14 protein-coding genes are annotated in these 15,538 nt (G+C 72.6%); 4 read left to right on the top strand and 10 right to left on the bottom strand.

Annotated elements, in window-relative coordinates; genetic code table 11:
- Positions 1–88: 88 nt before the first annotated feature.
- Positions 89–1,312 carry an arginine deiminase gene (locus ACFY0P_RS20630; protein WP_388914777.1) on the bottom strand — a complete coding sequence of 408 codons (1,224 nt, stop codon included), beginning with the start codon at positions 1,310–1,312 and terminating at the stop codon, positions 89–91.
- A gap of 148 nt (positions 1,313–1,460) precedes the next feature.
- Between ACFY0P_RS20630 and ACFY0P_RS20625 the strand changes: the two genes are divergently transcribed.
- Positions 1,461–2,528, top strand: a complete 1,068-nt coding sequence (locus tag ACFY0P_RS20625) for an SPFH domain-containing protein (protein ID WP_388914775.1) — start codon at positions 1,461–1,463, stop codon at positions 2,526–2,528.
- Positions 2,525–3,424 carry a hypothetical protein gene (locus tag ACFY0P_RS20620; RefSeq protein ID WP_388914772.1) on the top strand — a complete coding sequence of 300 codons (900 nt, stop codon included), beginning with the start codon at positions 2,525–2,527 and terminating at the stop codon, positions 3,422–3,424. The genes ACFY0P_RS20625 and ACFY0P_RS20620 overlap by 4 nt, the downstream gene beginning before the upstream one ends.
- A 37-nt stretch (positions 3,425–3,461) precedes the next feature.
- Here the strand turns inward: ACFY0P_RS20620 and ACFY0P_RS20615 are convergent, their stop codons facing one another.
- The 4 genes from ACFY0P_RS20615 to ACFY0P_RS20600 form a co-directional block, all read right to left on the bottom strand.
- Positions 3,462–6,008 (bottom strand): polynucleotide kinase-phosphatase, encoded by a 2,547-nt coding sequence (locus ACFY0P_RS20615; protein ID WP_388914769.1) that lies wholly within the window; start codon positions 6,006–6,008, stop codon positions 3,462–3,464.
- Positions 6,005–7,468 carry a 3' terminal RNA ribose 2'-O-methyltransferase Hen1 gene (locus ACFY0P_RS20610; RefSeq protein ID WP_388914766.1) on the bottom strand — a complete coding sequence of 488 codons (1,464 nt, stop codon included), beginning with the start codon at positions 7,466–7,468 and terminating at the stop codon, positions 6,005–6,007. The genes ACFY0P_RS20615 and ACFY0P_RS20610 overlap by 4 nt, the downstream gene beginning before the upstream one ends.
- 163 nt (positions 7,469–7,631) lie before the next feature.
- The gene (locus tag ACFY0P_RS20605) at positions 7,632–8,558 is read right to left on the bottom strand and encodes a DUF4232 domain-containing protein (protein WP_388914763.1); all 927 of its coding nucleotides are present in this window, start codon (positions 8,556–8,558) and stop codon (positions 7,632–7,634) included.
- A 120-nt stretch (positions 8,559–8,678) separates the two neighbouring features.
- Positions 8,679–9,602 (bottom strand): LLM class F420-dependent oxidoreductase, encoded by a 924-nt coding sequence (locus tag ACFY0P_RS20600; protein ID WP_388914760.1) that lies wholly within the window; start codon positions 9,600–9,602, stop codon positions 8,679–8,681.
- A gap of 244 nt (positions 9,603–9,846) precedes the next feature.
- Here ACFY0P_RS20600 and ACFY0P_RS20595 point away from each other — a divergent pair, with 244 nt between their 5' ends.
- Positions 9,847–10,011, top strand: a complete 165-nt coding sequence (locus ACFY0P_RS20595; protein WP_388914757.1) for a hypothetical protein — start codon at positions 9,847–9,849, stop codon at positions 10,009–10,011.
- 51 nt (positions 10,012–10,062) lie between these two features.
- Here the strand turns inward: ACFY0P_RS20595 and ACFY0P_RS20590 are convergent, their stop codons facing one another.
- From ACFY0P_RS20590 to ACFY0P_RS20575, 4 genes are all read right to left on the bottom strand, one after another.
- A complete protein-coding gene (locus tag ACFY0P_RS20590; RefSeq protein ID WP_388914754.1) occupies positions 10,063–10,521 on the bottom strand; it encodes a DUF6099 family protein in 459 nt (152 codons plus the stop codon).
- Positions 10,522–10,716: 195 nt separating this feature from the next.
- On the bottom strand, positions 10,717–11,046 hold the full coding sequence (locus ACFY0P_RS20585; RefSeq protein ID WP_388914751.1) for a nucleotide pyrophosphohydrolase: 330 nt from the start codon (positions 11,044–11,046) through the stop codon (positions 10,717–10,719).
- Entirely contained in the window at positions 11,043–12,335 is a 1,293-nt protein-coding gene (locus tag ACFY0P_RS20580; protein ID WP_388914748.1) for an ATP-binding protein, read from the bottom strand. Before ACFY0P_RS20580 ends, ACFY0P_RS20585 begins: the two co-directional genes overlap by 4 nt.
- A gap of 217 nt (positions 12,336–12,552) precedes the next feature.
- Positions 12,553–12,942, bottom strand: a complete 390-nt coding sequence (locus ACFY0P_RS20575) for a cell division protein SepF (RefSeq protein WP_294005825.1) — start codon at positions 12,940–12,942, stop codon at positions 12,553–12,555.
- 238 nt (positions 12,943–13,180) lie between these two features.
- Between ACFY0P_RS20575 and ACFY0P_RS20570 the strand changes: the two genes are divergently transcribed.
- Positions 13,181–14,932, top strand: a complete 1,752-nt coding sequence (locus ACFY0P_RS20570) for a hypothetical protein (protein WP_388914745.1) — start codon at positions 13,181–13,183, stop codon at positions 14,930–14,932.
- A 17-nt stretch (positions 14,933–14,949) separates the two neighbouring features.
- Here the strand turns inward: ACFY0P_RS20570 and ACFY0P_RS20565 are convergent, their stop codons facing one another.
- The gene (locus tag ACFY0P_RS20565; RefSeq protein ID WP_388914742.1) at positions 14,950–15,465 is read right to left on the bottom strand and encodes a YceI family protein; all 516 of its coding nucleotides are present in this window, start codon (positions 15,463–15,465) and stop codon (positions 14,950–14,952) included.
- Positions 15,466–15,538: the final 73 nt, after the last annotated feature.

Below are 15,538 nucleotides of genomic sequence, written 5' to 3'. Positions count from 1 at the left end.
TACGATGCTCCACATTTCTATACAGGCCTCCTGGGTCGAGCCTCAGTGGTATGTCACATGTCACGCGTCACGCGTCACGCGTCACGCGTCACACGGCATCCCGCGCCACCGGGCAGCTCATGCACCGCGGCCCACCCCTCCCCCGCCCCAGTTCGCTTCCCGGGATCTCGATCACCTCGATGCCCTGCTTGCGCAGGTGGGTGTTGGTCGTGGAGTTGCGCTCGTAGGCGACGACCACACCCGGTTCCACGGCGAGGACGTTGCAGCCGTCGTCCCACTGTTCGCGCTCGGCCGCGTGCACGTCCTGGGTGGCGGTCAGGACCCGGATCTCGCTGAGGCCGAGGGCGGCCGCGATCGCCCGGTGCATGTGCTCCGGCGGATGGTCGGTGACCTTGAGTTCCTTCTCCCCCACGCCCGGTTCGATGGTGTACGAGCGGAGCATGCCGAGGCCCGCGTACTGGGTGAAGGTGTCGCCGTCGACCATCGTCATCACGGTGTCGAGGTGCATGAACGCTCGCCGCTTCGGCATGTCCAGGGCGACGATGGTCTGTGCCGAGCCGGCCGCGAACAGCTTGTGCGCGAGCATCTCGACGGCCTGCGGGGTGGTGCGCTCGCTCATGCCGATCAGGACCGCGCCGTTGCCGATCACCAGGACGTCGCCGCCCTCGATGGTGGAGGGGTAGGCGGCCTGCCCCTCCGACCAGACGTGGAACGTTTCGCCACGGAAGAGCGGGTGGTGCCGGTAGATCGCCTCGAAGTGCACGGTCTCGCGCTGCCGGGCGGGCCAGCGCATGGCGTTGATGGAGACGCCGTCGTAGACCCAGGCGGAGGTGTCGCGGGTGAAGAGGTGGTTGGGGAGCGGTTCGAGGAGGAAGTCGTCGAGGTCCATGACGTGGAAGCGGACCGAGGTGGGCTCCTCGTGGGCGGCCAGGAACTCGCGCTTGGTCATGCCGCCGACCAGCGCCTCGGCCAGTTCGCGCGCCGGCAGTTTCTCGAAGGCGGTGCGCAGGTGGTCGGTGGCGAGAGGACCGTACTCCTTCTCGTCGAAGACCCGGTCCAGGACGAGGGTGCGGGCGGCCTGGATGTCCAGCGCCTCTTCGAGCAGGTCGCCGAAGAGATGGACGGCGACCCCGCGGTCGCGCAGCACGTCGGCGAAGCCGTCGTGCTCGGCCCGGGCCCTGCGCACCCAGAGGACGTCGTCGAAGAGGAGGGCGTCCTTGTTGCTGGGGGTGAGCCTTTTGAGCTCCAGATCCGGCCGGTGCAGTATGACGCGGCGCAGCCGCCCGGCCTCGGAGTCGACATGGAATCCCATGCCTCCATCCTGACCATCGGCGACCGTGTTCACCCCCTGCTCGACCGTTTCTTGTTCCCGCCCTCTTGTTCTTGTTCTCGTCCTCTTGACGACAAACACGGTCCAGGATTATGGTCAACTTGACTCTAAAAGCGAGGGGGCGGATCCGATGGCCGACATCACACGGCGCCTGGGCTGGCGCCATCTGCGCGGCGCGCCGACGGCGCACGTCAGACACCACCGCGGCGAGAAGCTGCTGCACGACGGACCGGGGCTCAGCTTCTGGTTCCGCGCGCTGACCGCGGCGATCTCCGAAGTACCGGTGGACGACCGTGAACTGGCGATGACCTTCCATGCCCGCACGGCCGACTTCCAGGACGTGGCGGTCCAGGCGACCGTCACCTACCGCGTCGGCGACCCGGCCCTCGCGGCCGCGCGCCTCGACTTCTCCATCGACCCGGACACCGGGGTCTGGCGCGGCACCCCCCTCGAACAGCTCGGCACCCTCCTGACGGAGACGGCCCAGCAGCACGCGCTGGACGCGCTGGCCCGCACCCCGCTGGCGGAGGCGCTGGTCGACGGGGTGGCGGTGGTCCGGGAGCGGGTCGCGGCCGGCCTGACGGCGGAACCGCGGCTGCCCGCCACCGGCATCGAGGTGGTGGCCGTCCGGGTCATGGCGCTGCGGCCGGAGCCGGAGGTGGAGCGGGCGCTGCGCACCCCGGCCCGTGAGCAGATCCAGCAGGAGGCCGACCGGGCGACCTACGAGCGGCGCGCGGTGGCCGTCGAGCGGGAGCGGGCGATCGCCGAGAACGAGCTGGCGAGCCAGATCGAGCTGGCCCGCCGCGAGGAACAGCTGGTCGAGCAGCGGGGCACCAACGCGCGGCGCGAGGCGGAGGAGCACGCGGCTGCCGACGCGGTGCGCGCGCAGGCGGAGGCGACCCGGACGGTGAAGCTGGCGGAGGCGGAGGCGTCCCGGTCCGTGAAGCTGGGCGAGGCGGAGGCGGCCCGGGCGGTCACCCTCGCGCGGGCCGAGGCCGCGGGGGCGCGGGAGGTCGGCGAGGCACGGGCCGCGGCGCAGGCGGCCTGGCTGCGGGTGCACGGCGAGGCGGACGTGGCCACGCTGCACGCCCTCACCGGCGCGCGGCTCGCCGAGAACCTGCCGCGCATCGACAGTGTGACCGTGTCGCCCGACGTGCTGACCGGGCTGCTCGCGAGGCTGGGCGGGGAGCGGGAGTGAGCCTCGCGCCGCGGGCCGTGCTGGTCCACCGGACCACGGAGTACGAGGAGCTGGTGGCCCGGCACGGCACGCACGGCCAGGCCGCCTTCTTCCTCGCCTCCCGGGGCCGGGACATGGCCGAGGTCGCCGAACGGCACCGGCGCACCCGGCGGGCGCTCGCCGAGGTGACCTCGGCGGTGCCGCTGGCCTGGCGCCAGGCCCGGGTGGAGCGGGCCGACCTGGACCGCTTCCTGTTCGCGCCCGAGGACGTGGTCGTGGTGGTCGGCCAGGACGGACTGGTGGCGAACGTGGCCAAGTACCTGGACGGCCAGCCGGTGATCGGCGTCGACACCGACCCCGGCCGCAACCCGGGGGTCCTGGTACGGCACCGCCCGGAGCAGGCGCCCGTCCTGCTGGCCTCGGTGGGCGCCACGGCCACCGGTGCCGACGAGCTGACGATGGTCGAGGCGGTCGCCGACGACACCCAGCGGCTCGTGGCGCTCAACGAGATCTACCTCGGTACCGCCGGTCATCAGACCGCCCGATACCGCCTGGGCCTCGAGAACGACGGGGGTGTCGTCGAGGCCCAGGCCTCCTCCGGGGTGCTGGTGGGCACCGGCACCGGCGCCACCGGCTGGCTGCGCTCGGTGTGGCAGGAGCGCGGCGCCCGGCTCCCGCTGCCCGCCCCCACGGAGGACCGCCTCCTCTGGTTCGTCCGGGAGGCCTGGCCGTCACCGGCGACCGGGACCTCCCTGGTCGCCGGCGAGCTGACGGCCTCGGCGGCCCTGACCCTCACGGTCGAGTCGGACCGCCTGATCGCCTTCGGCGACGGCATCGAGACCGACGCCCTGGAGCTGACGTGGGGGCAGACGGTCCGGGTGGGGGCGTGCGCGCGGCGGCTGCGGCTGGTCGGCTGACCGACCGGCCGCAGCCGCCGCGGGACACCGCCGCGGTTCACAGCCGCGGGTCGACCGGCTCCGACTCCAGTGCCAGCACCCCGAAGACCGCCTCGTGCACGCGCCACAGCGGCTCACCGTCCGCCAGGCGGTCCAGGGCCTCCAGGCCGAGGGCGTACTCGCGGATCGCCAGGGACCGCTTGTGGTTGAGGAAGCGGCCCCGCAGGCGGGTGAGGTTGTCGGGGCGGGTGTACTCGGGGCCGTAGATGATCCGCAGGTACTCCCGGCCCCGGCACTTGATGCCGGGCTGGACCAGCCGGCCCTGCGGGTCGCGGACCACCGCGCCGGCCGGCTTGACGACCATGCCCTCGCCGCCCCGGCCGGTCATCTCCAGCCACCAGTCGACGCCCGCCTGTACCGACTCCGGGTCGCCGGTGTCGACGTGCAGGCGGCGGGTGGTCTGCAGCAGGCCCGTGGGGTCGTGCTCCACCAGTCGGTCCAGGAGGGCGAGTTGCTCGTCGTGCGGGAGCGCGGCGAGGCTGCGGCCCTGGACCGCGAGGATCTGGAAGGGGGCGAGGCGCACCCCGTCCAGGCCCTCGGTGGGCCAGCAGTAGCGGCGGTAGGCGTCGGTGAACGCGGCCGCGTCGGCGGCGCGTTCACGCTGCCGGTCGCGCAGCTCACCGATGTCGACACCGCGACCCGCCGCGCGCTCCAGGGCGGCCAGTGCGCCCGGGAAGACCGCGCCGGAGGCGGCGCCCACGGCCGCGTACTGCGTGCGCAGCAGGCCGGAGGCCTTGAGCGACCAGGGCAGCAGTTCGGCGTCCAACACAAGCCAGTCCGTGGCGAGTTCGTCCCAGAGGCCGGCTGCGTCGACCGAGGCGCGGATCCGGCCGAGGATCTCCTCGGTCACCGACTCGTCGGCGAAGAACGGGCGTCCGGTGCGGGTGTAGAGGGAGCCGGTCGGGCCGGGGGCGACGCCGAAGCGCTTGTGCGCGACCTCCGCGTCCCGGCACACCAGCGCCACCGCCCGCGAGCCCATGTGCTTCTCCTCGCACACCACCCGGGCGACCCCGTCCGTGGCGTACTGGGCGAAGGCCTCCGCCGGGTGTTCCAGGTAGCCCTCGACGTGCGAGGTGGCGGTCGGGGCCATGGTCGGCGGGAGGTACGGCAGCAGGCGCGGGTCGATCGCGAAGCGGCTCATCACCTCCAGGGCGGCTGCCGCGTTCTCCTCGCGGACCGCGATCCGGCCCTGGTGACGTGTCTCGACGACCCGTCGCCCGTGGACGTCCGCCAGGTCCAGCGGGCGTCCGTCCTGCCCGCCCGGCGCCTCGGTGTGCAGCGGGCGGGCCGGCTCGTACCAGACCCGCTCGGCCGGTACGTCGACCAGCTCCCGCTCCGGCCAGCGCAGCGCGGTGAGCTTGCCGCCGAAGACGGCGCCGGTGTCCAGGCAGATGGTGTTGTTCAGCCAGCTCGCCTCCGGGACCGGGGTGTGGCCGTAGACGACGGCCGCGCGGCCCCGGTAGTCCTCGGCCCACGGGTAGCGCACGGGCAGGCCGAACTCGTCGGTCTCGCCGGTGGTGTCGCCGTACAGCGCGTGCGAGCGGACCCGGCCGGAGGTGCGGCCGTGGTACTTCTCGGGCAGCCCGGCGTGGCAGACGACCAGCTTCCCGCCGTCGAGGACGTAGTGGCTGACCAGTCCGTCGATGAACTCCCTTACCTGTGCCCTGAACTCCTCGCTCTCGCGGTCCATCTGCTCGATGGTCTCGGCGAGTCCGTGGGTGTGCTGGACCTTGCGGCCCTTGAGGTAGCGGCCGTACTTGTTCTCGTGGTTGCCGGGCACGCACAGGGCGTTGCCCGACCCGACCATCGACATGACGCGGCGCAGCACGCCGGGGCTGTCCGGGCCGCGGTCTACGAGGTCGCCGACGAAGACGGCCGTACGGCCCTCGGGGTGGACGCCGTCCTGGTAGCCCAGCTTGGCGAGCAGGGACTCCAGTTCGCTCGCGCAGCCGTGGATGTCGCCGACGATGTCGAAGGGGCCGGTGAGGTGGGTCAGGTCGTTGAACCGCTTCTCGGTGACGACGGTCGCCGACTCGATCTCCTCGACACCGCGCAGGACGTGCACCTTGCGGAAGCCCTCGCGCTCCAGGTGGCGCAGGGAGCGGCGGAGTTCGCGGATGTGGCGCTGGATGACCCGGCGGGGCATGTCGGCGCGGTCGGTGCGGGCCGCGTTGCGTTCGGCGCACACCTCCTCGGGCACGTCGAGGACGACGGCGATGGGCAGCACGTCGTACCGCCTGGCCAGGTCGATCAGCTGCCGCCGGGACTCCTGCTGCACACTGGTCGCGTCGACGACCGTACGGCGGCCGGCGGCGAGCCGCTTGCCGGCGATGTAGTGGAGGACGTCGAAGGCGTCCTTCGTGACGCTCTGGTCGTTCTCGTCGTCGGAGACCAGACCCCGGCAGAAGTCGGAGGAGATGACCTCGGTCGGCTTGAAGTGGCGCCGGGCGAAGGTGGACTTGCCGGAGCCGGAGGCGCCGACGAGGACGACCAGGGAGAGGTCGGTGACGGGGAGGACCCGCCCGGTGCGCTGTGTCTCGGTCATGCCGCCTTCGCCTCCTTCGCGATGTAAACGGTGAATGTGGCCATCTGGGTGGGCGGGCCGACCTCGGGGTCCTCCGGGCCGACGGGGGTGAACTCGACGTCGTAGCCGTGGAGTTCGGCGACCCGGCGGGCCCAGGCGCGGAACTCCTCGCGGGTCCACTCGAAGCGGTGGTCGCCGTGCCGGGTGTGGCCGGCGGGGAGGGTCTCCCAGCGGACGTTGTACTCGACGTTCGGCGTGGTGACGAGGACCGTGCGGGGGCGGGCGGCGCCGAACACGGCGTACTCCAGGGCGGGCAGCCGCGGCAGGTCGAGGTGTTCGATCACCTCGCTGAGCACGGCGGCGTCGTATCCCTTGAGTCGCTTGTCGGTGTAGGCGAGCGAGCCCTGGAAGAGCGTGACGCGGGACGCCTGCCGCTCCCCCATCCGGTCCAGCTTGAGCCGCCGGGAGGCGATGGTGAGCGCCCGCATCGACACGTCGACGCCGACGATCTCGGTGAAGGACGGGTCCTTCAGCAGCGCCTGCACCAACTGGCCCTGCCCACAGCCGAGGTCGAGGACCCGGGCGGCACCGGCGCGCCGCAGCCCCTCGATGATCGCCTCGCGGCGCTGCACGGCGAGCGGGGTCGGCTTCTCCTCGGTCTCCGTCTCCTCCTCGACCGCGTTGTCGATCTCCTCGACCTCGCTGTCGTCGGCCTCGGCGAGCCGTACCAGCTCCAGCCGTTCCATCGCCTGCCGGGTCAGCGACCAGCGGCGGGAGAGGTAGCGGCTGGTGATGAGCTTCTGCTCGGGGTGGCCGGGCAGCCAGCCCTCGCCCGCGCGCAGCAGCTTGTCGACCTCTTCGGAGGAGACCCAGTAGTGCTTGGCGTCGTCGAGGACGGGGAGCAGGACGTAGAGGTGGCGCAGCGCCTCGGAGAGGGTCAGCGCCTCGGACTCCAGGACCAGTCCGACGTACCGCGACTCTCCCCACTCCGGGAACGCAGTGTCCAGGGCGACCGGTTCGGCGGTCACCGTCCAGCCGAGCGGCTCGAAGAGCTTCCGTACGAGGTCGGGGCCGCCACGGGCGGGCAGCGCGGGCACCTCGACACGCAACGGCCTTGTCCGCGCCGGGGCTTCGGGGCGGGCCTTGCAGACGCCACGCATCGCGCTGGAGAAGACGTTGCCGATCGCCACCGCGAGGAGTGAGGAGGCCGCGTACGGGCGGTCGTTGACGTACTGCGCGAGCGCCGCGTCGGGTGCTCCGCCGCGTCCCCTGCCCTTGCCGCGCCGCACCAGCGCCACCGCGTCCACCTCCAGGAGCAGCGCCGCCGTGCAGCGCTCGGCGTCCGCCTCGGGGTAGAAGACGTGCGCGACGCCGTGCGAGGTGGTGAAGGTCTGCGCGTTGTCGGGGTGCTTGTGCAGCAGGAACCCGAGGTCGGTCGCGGGACGTTCGGGAGTGCCGGTGGTGGTGATCGTCAGGAACACGGTGGGTCGCCTCGAAAAGGGTCAGGGAAGGGCGCGAAAGCGCTGGTCGCGCGGATGTTCGCGGTTCCAACGTACCTAGGGACGCGGGGCGGGTGCGCGGAATTTCTCCCGGCAGAGCGGGGCAGACGAACGACGGCGCAGCGCGGCCAGACAAGCGGAACGCTCAGCCGTCGGCCCGTTTCCAGGCGCCGACGCCGAGCTTGCCCGTGGTGCCGAGATCCAGGTGCGGGGTGACCATGACGGGGTCGGCGCCCGGCTTCGCCAGGACCCGGACGTAGGGCACGTTCACGGCCGTGCCCGCAAGGGTCGTGTTGCGCCAGGTCAGGCCGGAGAGGGCGGTCTCACCGGGCTTCAGGACCAGCCGGCTCGGCGGGTCGTCGAAGCCGGTTCCCGTGGCGACGGCGGCGCCGCCGTGCAGGATGCGGATGCCGTCGACGGGCCGGCGGTTCTCGTCCAGGAGGCTCAGCTCGGGATAGCCGTCGAGCGCGTAGTCCCGTTTCCCGCAGTTCTCCAGGTGGAGTCCGACGACCCGCAGGCCCATCGCGGCGTCGCCGTCGTCGGCCCACAGCCGCACACCGGAGGCGGGGCAGGCGCCGGTCCTGGCGGGTGCCTCGGCGGCGGGGACCTTGGTGACCTTCTCGACCTTCACCCTGGTCACCGGGGAGGCTCCCGGGGCGAGCGTGCCCAGGTCGACGGTTCCGGTCGTGGTGCGGCCCGGCGCCACCTCGGGCACGGTCACCTCCGTGGTGTCCATGACCGCGCCGGTGTCCGTCGTGAAGGCGAAGAGCACGGTGTAGGTCATGGCCTCGTCGCCGTCGTTGCCGACCTGGTAGGCGGCGGAGATGCCGGAGTCGCCGGGCAGCCGGTCCGCGTGCACCGAGCCCGGGGAGGCGGACGGGGCCGGGGAGGCGGAGGGGATGGTGACCGAGGTGATCCGGACGCCGTCCACCGGGGGGTCGGTGACGGCGGCGGAGGGCGCCGGGACGGCCGCGCGGGCTCCGCCGCCGGTGTCCGGGTGCTCCGTGCCGCAGGCCGTGGCCAGGAGGAGGACGGCGGCAGGGGCGAGGAGACGAGGGCGGGGTCTGCGCATCCGGTCACCCCATCAGGGCGAACGCCGGGCGACTGTGACGGAAGCCATAACTCCGGTCACAGCCCTGTCACAGCGGACCGGATACCCGGCCGCTGACCGGATGCGCGAGGACCCGGCCGGTTACGACAGCTGCGGCTGGACCTGGGCGGAGATCAGCTCCAGGTGGTCCAGGTCGGAGAGGTCGAGGACCTGGAGGTAGAAGCGGCGGGAGCCGATCTCGGCGTAGCGGCCGATCTTCTCGACGACCTCGGCGGGGGTGCCGGCCAGGCCGTTCTCCTTCAGTTCGGCGACCTCGCGGCCGATCGCGGCGGCGCGACGGGCGACCTCCTGGTCGTCCTTGCCGACGCAGACGACGAGGGCGTTGGAGTATGTCAGCTCGTCCGCCCCGCGGCCGGCCGCCTCGGCGGCGGCCCGCACCCGGCCGAACTGCCGCTCACTGTCCTCGACCGAGGCGAACGGCATGTTGAACTCGTCGGCGTACCGCGCGGCCAGCTTCGGGGTGCGGGTGGCGCCGTGGCCGCCGATCAGCACCGGGATCCGCGCCTGGGCGGGCTTGGGCAGCGCGGGCGAGTCGGTGAGGTCGTAGTAGGTGCCGTGGAAGTCGAAGGTGTCGCCGAGCTTGGTCTCCCAGAGCCCGGTGACGATCGCCAGCTGCTCCTCCAGGCGGCCGAACTTCTCCTTCGGGAAGGGGATGCCGTACGCCTTGTGCTCCTCCTCGAACCAGCCTGCGCCGAGGCCGAGTTCGATCCGGCCGCCGGACATCTGGTCGACCTGGGCGACCTGGATGGCGAGCACGCCGGGCAGGCGGAAGGTTCCTGCGGTCATCAGGGTGCCGAGGCGGATCCGCTTGGTCTCGCGGGCGAGTCCGGCGAGGGTGATCCAGGCGTCGGTGGGGCCGGGCAGGCCGTCCACGTCGCCCATCTTCATGTAGTGGTCGGACCGGAAGAAGGCCTCGAACCCGAGGTCCTCGGTGGCCTTGGCGACGGTGAGGAGGGTGTCGTAGCTCGCGCCCTGCTGGGGCTCGGTGAAGATACGAAGGTCCATATACCTATCCTGCACGGCTCCCGCCCCGTCAACCGCATCGGCGCCACCCGTCACGGGCGTCCACCCTCGGGTGAATATCGTCAACGGCGGGGCCACCGGGCGGCGCGGGCCAGTGACCGGCCAGTGCAGTGATCGTTGGGTGGGGGGAGCCGGGCCGTCCGGCACCCGCGCCGGACGGTCGCCGTCGCCGCGCGTCGTTCGTGGCCCGCCGCCGACGGCGGGCCGGGGGGTCGAGGAGGCCGTCTTGTCCGAAGAGCCCGTTCCACCGCAGGGTGGCCCCTCGTCCGGTCAGCCGAAGGGGCTGCTCCAGCAGATGGAGGAACTCATGGCGGCGTTGAACGCGGACCTTTCCGCCCTGGACGCGGACCTGCAGCGGCCCCCGCGGATAGAGGCCGACCACCTCGGCTAGGACCTCCTCCCAGTCCTAGCCAGCCCTCGCGGACCTCCTCCCAGCCCCTAACTACCCCTCGCGGACCTCCTCCCGGGCCGCCAGCTTGCGGAGCATCTCCAGGACCCTGTCCCGGGACTCGTCGGCCGCGTCGATGGCCTCCATGCACTGCCAGTACGTCGCTTCGTCGGCCGCGGCACTGGCCATGCCGACCAGCGCGATGCCGACCTCGGCAAGGAGGCCGCCGAGGGAGAGAAGCGTGGCACGGGCGTCGTCCAGTTCGGTGAGCTGGGCGGCGCGCAGGGTGCCGGGGTCCAGATCGGGGGTGCCCAGCACGCCGCAGCCCCGGCCCGCGAGCTCGGTCAGGCCGAGGGCCTCGCCGCGCAGCTCCGGCGGGCCGGAGACGGCCAGCCGGCTGCCGATCGCCTGGGCCAGGGCCTGAGCCTGCCACACCTCGGTCATCATCTCCGGAACGCCCGCGCCGTGCGCCAGCGCCTGTCTGCTCGCCACGATGAGCCGCATCGCGTCCATCCGTCGCCCCGTCCCCGTCGGTCCGAACTGCCTTGCCGCACTCAGTAGTTCACTACCCAGAGTGAGGGTTCCTGAGACACGGAGCCAGGGGAAGACGGAAATCTGTGGACAACAATTCGGATTCGGGCGGGATGATGGCTACTGAGCGTTAAACCGGAGTGCCGTACTCCTCGCCCAGGCCGTACCGACGGCCCCTCAGGCGGGCGGGAAACGCTCCTCGTTGCGGTCGATCTTCGCGGCCAGTGCGGCCAGCGGGTCGATGTCCAGGACGTCGCAGAGCTGGAGGAGGTACGACAGGACGTCGGCGACCTCGTCCGTGACCCGGTGGGCGGTGCCGGGGTCGGCCATCACGCGGGACGACTCCTCCGGGGTCAGCCACTGGAAGATCTCGACCAGTTCGGAGGCCTCCACGCTGAGGGCGGAGACGAGGTTCTTGGGGGTGTGGTACTGCCGCCAGTCGCGGGCGGCGGCGAACTCGGCCAGCCGGCGCTGGAGTCCCGCCACGTCCAGGGGTTCGTCGGTCACACGTCCAGGTGTACCACTGTGATCGCCCCCGCTCCGTCGGCCCACGAGGCGTCGCTCACCGCGCCGACCAGCCGGATGTGGCCGCGCTCGCCCATCAGGACGGCCGTGCGCAGGAGTTCGGCGCGCTGGCCCGGGTCGAGGCTGCGGTCGAAGCCGTCGGCGAGGACGGTGAGACCGCGCATGGCGTCGGGAACCTCGCCGGGTGCGTCGACCGCCAGGACGCCGGGGCCGGTGAAGAGGACCAGGGCGAGGGCGACGTAGCGCAGTTCACCGTCGCCGAGCCGCTCCAGCTCCGTGCGGTGGCCGTCGCCGCGGTCGAGGAGCGCCCGTACCGTGCCGTCGCCGAGCGGCTCGGCGAGCAGGTCGACGACGGGGCCGGCGCAGCCGGTGCGCACCGCGTCGACGAGCAGACCGTGCCGGCGCCCGCACTCGGAGCGGGTGCGCCACACCACGTCGGCGAGGTTGTCGCAGCCGCGCAGCAGCCGGCCGGAGCCGGTCAGGACGGGGGTACGCATGCCGTCGGGCCGCGGATCGCAGGGGAACACCGACCGCAGGGCGACGACCATCTGCTCGGCTGCGGCGAGGACCTGCCGCTGCCCGTCGGTCTTCCCGGCGACGCGCAGCGGCAGCAGGGCGGTGCCGAGGCGGTCGTCGGGGAGCGGGGCCCGGGTCACCGGCGCGGAGCCCGCGGTGTGCCAGGCGGCCTGCACGGACGGGCGGCTCGGGTCGCGCAGCGCGGTCTCCAGGAGCACGAGGCCGCCCGCGGTCAACCGTTCGCCGACGATGCGCAGTTCGGGCTCGGCCTGCACGGCGAGGTCGAGCCGCACCGGCCCCTCGGCGCCGTCGGCCGTACACCCGATACGGAACCCCCGGCGCCGCTGCGCGTCGGGCCGGGCCCGCTCCGGCACCAGCGCGCCCGGGTCCGGGAACACCTCCGCGAGCGCGGCCCCGCCGCCGAGCCGGGCGAGCGCCTCGTAGGCCGCGAGCGCCGCGCTCTTCCCGCTCCCGCTGGGCCCGGCGAACAGCGTGACCTGCCCGACGGGGAAGGTCGCACCACGATGCCGGGCGAAGGCGGAGAGCCGGAGCTCGGTGACCCGGGGGCGGGGGTCGCGACGGGGCGGGGCGGCAGGCGCCGGGCGGGGAGCCGGGGCGGCGGCCGGTGGCGATCCCCGGCCGCCCGAGCAGGCGCGCGGGACGGTTTCCGACGGCTCGGCGGACGCGCCGGAGCCTGCCGGACGGGTCCGCTCGGGCGCCGGGCCGCCGGGCCCCGCCGGGACGTTCGGCGCCACCGACGGCACCCTGCCTTCGGGCGACAGCGGCAGCAAAGGCGACGGCGACGGCGACGGGACCGGCGTATCGCCCGGAGCGGAACGGGCGCAGCGGGCGGAAGGAGAGGGGTGGGACGCGGACGAGGCGGAGGGCACGGCCATATGCGGACCGTAGGGCTCCGGCCGCCCGGCGAACCGTTCCCTCGTCGGGACCTTCCTACGATCGGGGGACGGGCACTCAGCCCCCGGAGACCCCCGCCCCCTCCATCAGCCCGCTGACCTCCGTGCCGGGCGGGGTGAGGAGGAAGACATTGCGGTCGACCCGGTGCATTCCGCTGGCCAGGCCGAAGACCACGCCCGTGCTGAAGTCGAGGACGCGCTTGGCGACCTCCGTCTCGGCGCCGGTGAGGTCGAGCAGGACCGGTATCCCGGCCATCAGCGTCTCGGCGACGTCGCGGGCGTCGGCGAAGACGTTGACCCGCAGGACGACGAAACGGCGGCGCGTCTCGGTCTCCGCGTCCGGCAGCGCCCGGTGGTCCACCGCCGACGGCCAGGCGTCGCGGCCCCGCAGCGGCACCACCTGGGCGAGCCCCTCCCACTGTTCATCGGTGACGTCGTAACGGCTCACCGGCTCCCCCTGACCTGACTCACACTCGATGCCTGCACCAGCCAATTCTTACGCCAAGTCACCCGTTCGGCCCAACAGCGACACGAAGGGCGAGCGTTTCCGGGCGCCCGTGCACGAAAGAAGTGATCTTGTCACTATTCAGGCGATTGCCGCGCATTGGGGGCTTCTTACCGCCCTCACACCGGACTCTTCTCCTCCTGTGCCGCCCTGCTCACCGCCCGCGATTACCGTCCGGTCCGTGCACTTGGCAGAAACACAACAGGTGACACCCGACCGGCGGACACAGTCGGCGGTGTCCGCCGGTCCGGGCGATGCCGGAGCCCCCGCTCCCTGGCACCGGGTCCTGACCCTCCTCGCCGACATCGGTCTGTTCATCGGCACCCGGTCGGTGTGGACGCAGGCGGTGACGCACCACCTGGTCCTGGCAGTCCTGATCTCCCTCTGCTACGTCTCGATCCTGGTGACCGGCGTGCTGACGCTGACGGTCCGCAGCACCCGGTCGCTGGCCCGCCTCGACCTGGTCGTCCTGGTCACGGCGGTGACGCTCGCGCTGTGCGCCTGGATCCTGAACCACAACGGCGGCGACGAGGGCGCCCTCACCACCCAGGCCGCCAGGGAACTGCTCGCCGGCCACCCCATCTACGGCCAGGCCTGGCCGTGGCTGTTCCACGACACGGGCATCGCCCTCACGCCGACGATAGGCGGCGGCTACGACTACACGTACGGCTATCCCCCGCTGGCGCCGCTGCTGACCGTCCCGCTGTTGTGGCTCGGCCACCACGGCGCTCCGGCGACGGCGGCGTGCGCGGGCGCGCTGATCGCCGGCACGGTCGCGCTGTGGCGGATGCTCCCGGTGCCGTGGCGGTCGGCGGCGACGCTGTCCTGCCTGGGCTTCGGCTTCCTCTCGACGTACGCCCGGGTCGGCTACCCGGCGGTCATCGCCCTGGCGCTGCTGATCCCGGTGGTGGTGCGCTGGCCGCGGATCGGGCAGGGCGGCCGGCTGGGCGCGGCCGGGATCGCGCGGGCGGCATGCCTCGGGGCCGCGTGCGCGGCGCAGCAACTGCCGTGGTTCGTCACGCCGTTCCTGCTGGCCGGCATCTACGCCGTGCGGCGCGGGGAGCTCGGCGGCCGGGCCGCCGCCCTGGTGGTCCTGCGGATCGCCGGGCTGGCCGTCACGGTGTGGCTGCTGATCAACACGTACTTCATCGCGTCCGAGCCCGGCCGCTGGCTGGGCGGGATCGCGCTGCCGCTGACCCAGGGCGCCGTGGTGCACGGCCAGGGCCTGGTGGACATCACGCTCTACTACACGAACGGCAGCGACCGCATCGACTGGTACTCGCACGCGAGCATGCTCCTCGCGGCGGCCCTGCTCGCCCTGTTCGTGCTGTTCGTACGGCGTCTCGGCCCGGCGGCGACCGTGCTGCCGTGGCTCGCCTTCTTCCTGGCGACCCGCTCCCAGGACGGCTACTACCTGCTGATGACCCCGCTGTGGCTGGCGGCGGCCGTCACGGCCCCGCTCTCGGAGTTCGAGCGTGCCTGGCAGCCGCGCCCGGCCCTGCTGACCGGCTCCCGCCGGCGCCCCGCCCTGATCGTGACGGTCGTCCTGCTGCTCACGCCGGCGCTGGTGAGCGCGGCGCTCGCGGTGTCCGGCAGACCGCCGCTGCGGATGGAGATCACCGCGCTGCGGCGCACCGGGCAGCAGGCCTCGGTGGTCAGGACGATGACGCTGAAGGTGGTCAACACGGGGAGCGTGCCGCTCACCCCGCACTACACGCTCACCACCGGCCAGGGCATGAGCAGGTACTGGCTGCTGGTGCGGGGGCCGGCGACGATCCCCGGGCACGGCACGGCGAGTGTCGAACTCAAGCCGGACAACGGCCGGTTCGGCATCCCGGCCAAGCCGAGCACCCGGATCCGGCTGCGTGCCTTCACGGCGGATCCGCAGACGCTGTCCAGCCAGGACGTCAAACTCCGCAGGACGGCCCGCTAGGTCCGCCGGACGCCCCGTCAGGCCGTCGCGCGGGTGAAGCGCAGGGTGGCGGTCACCGTGGTCGGGCCGCCCATCATGCGCATCTGGTTGAACGTGATGCCGAACTCCTCGCGCACGACCGTGAACTCCGCCTCCAGCGTGAGCCCGTCGGCGTCCGCCGAGACCAGCTTCGCGGTGACCTGCTGCGGCCTGCTGATGCCCCGGACGGTGAGCTGACCGTCGACGTGCACCGCGTCGCCCGCACCCCGCTCGGCACCGCGCACCGCGAAGGTCATCTCCGGGTGGTTCCCGGCGTCGAAGAAGTCGGCCGAGCGCAGGTGGTCGTCCCGCTTCTTGTTCTTGGTGTCCAGGGAGGCCGCGTCGATCGTCAGGCTTCCGGTGGCGGCGCCGTCGGCGGTGACCTCGCCCCGGCCGGTGACGCCCGTGAAGGTGCCCTTGACGGTGACCAGGCCCCAGAAGCTCTTGTGCCGGACGGCGACGGTGGAGGCGGTCGGGTCGAGCTGCCAGAGGCCGGTTTCCACGGTGACGGTCATGGCCGTACTCCGATCCATTGATGATTCAAATTTGGATGACTACAGGGACGACTGCACGCTAGCCCAATATCCA

It is taken from the genome of Streptomyces sp. NPDC001714, assembly GCF_042892755.1.
Classification (GTDB): Bacteria; Actinomycetota; Actinomycetes; order Streptomycetales; family Streptomycetaceae; genus Streptomyces.
This window is presented reverse-complemented; position numbering and strand designations above follow the sequence as displayed.

Excerpts from the sequence above, each read along its gene's own strand:
- ACFY0P_RS20630 (WP_388914777.1), bottom strand. The coding sequence starts at position 1,312 with ATGGGATTCCATGTCGACTCCGAGGCCGGGCGGCTGCGCCGCGTCATA.
- ACFY0P_RS20625 (WP_388914775.1), top strand. The coding sequence starts at position 1,461 with ATGGCCGACATCACACGGCGCCTGGGCTGGCGCCATCTGCGCGGCGCG.
- ACFY0P_RS20615 (WP_388914769.1), bottom strand. The coding sequence starts at position 6,008 with ATGACCGAGACACAGCGCACCGGGCGGGTCCTCCCCGTCACCGACCTC.
- ACFY0P_RS20605 (WP_388914763.1), bottom strand. The coding sequence starts at position 8,558 with ATGCGCAGACCCCGCCCTCGTCTCCTCGCCCCTGCCGCCGTCCTCCTC.
- ACFY0P_RS20600 (WP_388914760.1), bottom strand. The coding sequence starts at position 9,602 with ATGGACCTTCGTATCTTCACCGAGCCCCAGCAGGGCGCGAGCTACGAC.
- ACFY0P_RS20590 (WP_388914754.1), bottom strand. The coding sequence starts at position 10,521 with ATGGACGCGATGCGGCTCATCGTGGCGAGCAGACAGGCGCTGGCGCAC.
- ACFY0P_RS20565 (WP_388914742.1), bottom strand. The coding sequence starts at position 15,465 with ATGACCGTCACCGTGGAAACCGGCCTCTGGCAGCTCGACCCGACCGCC.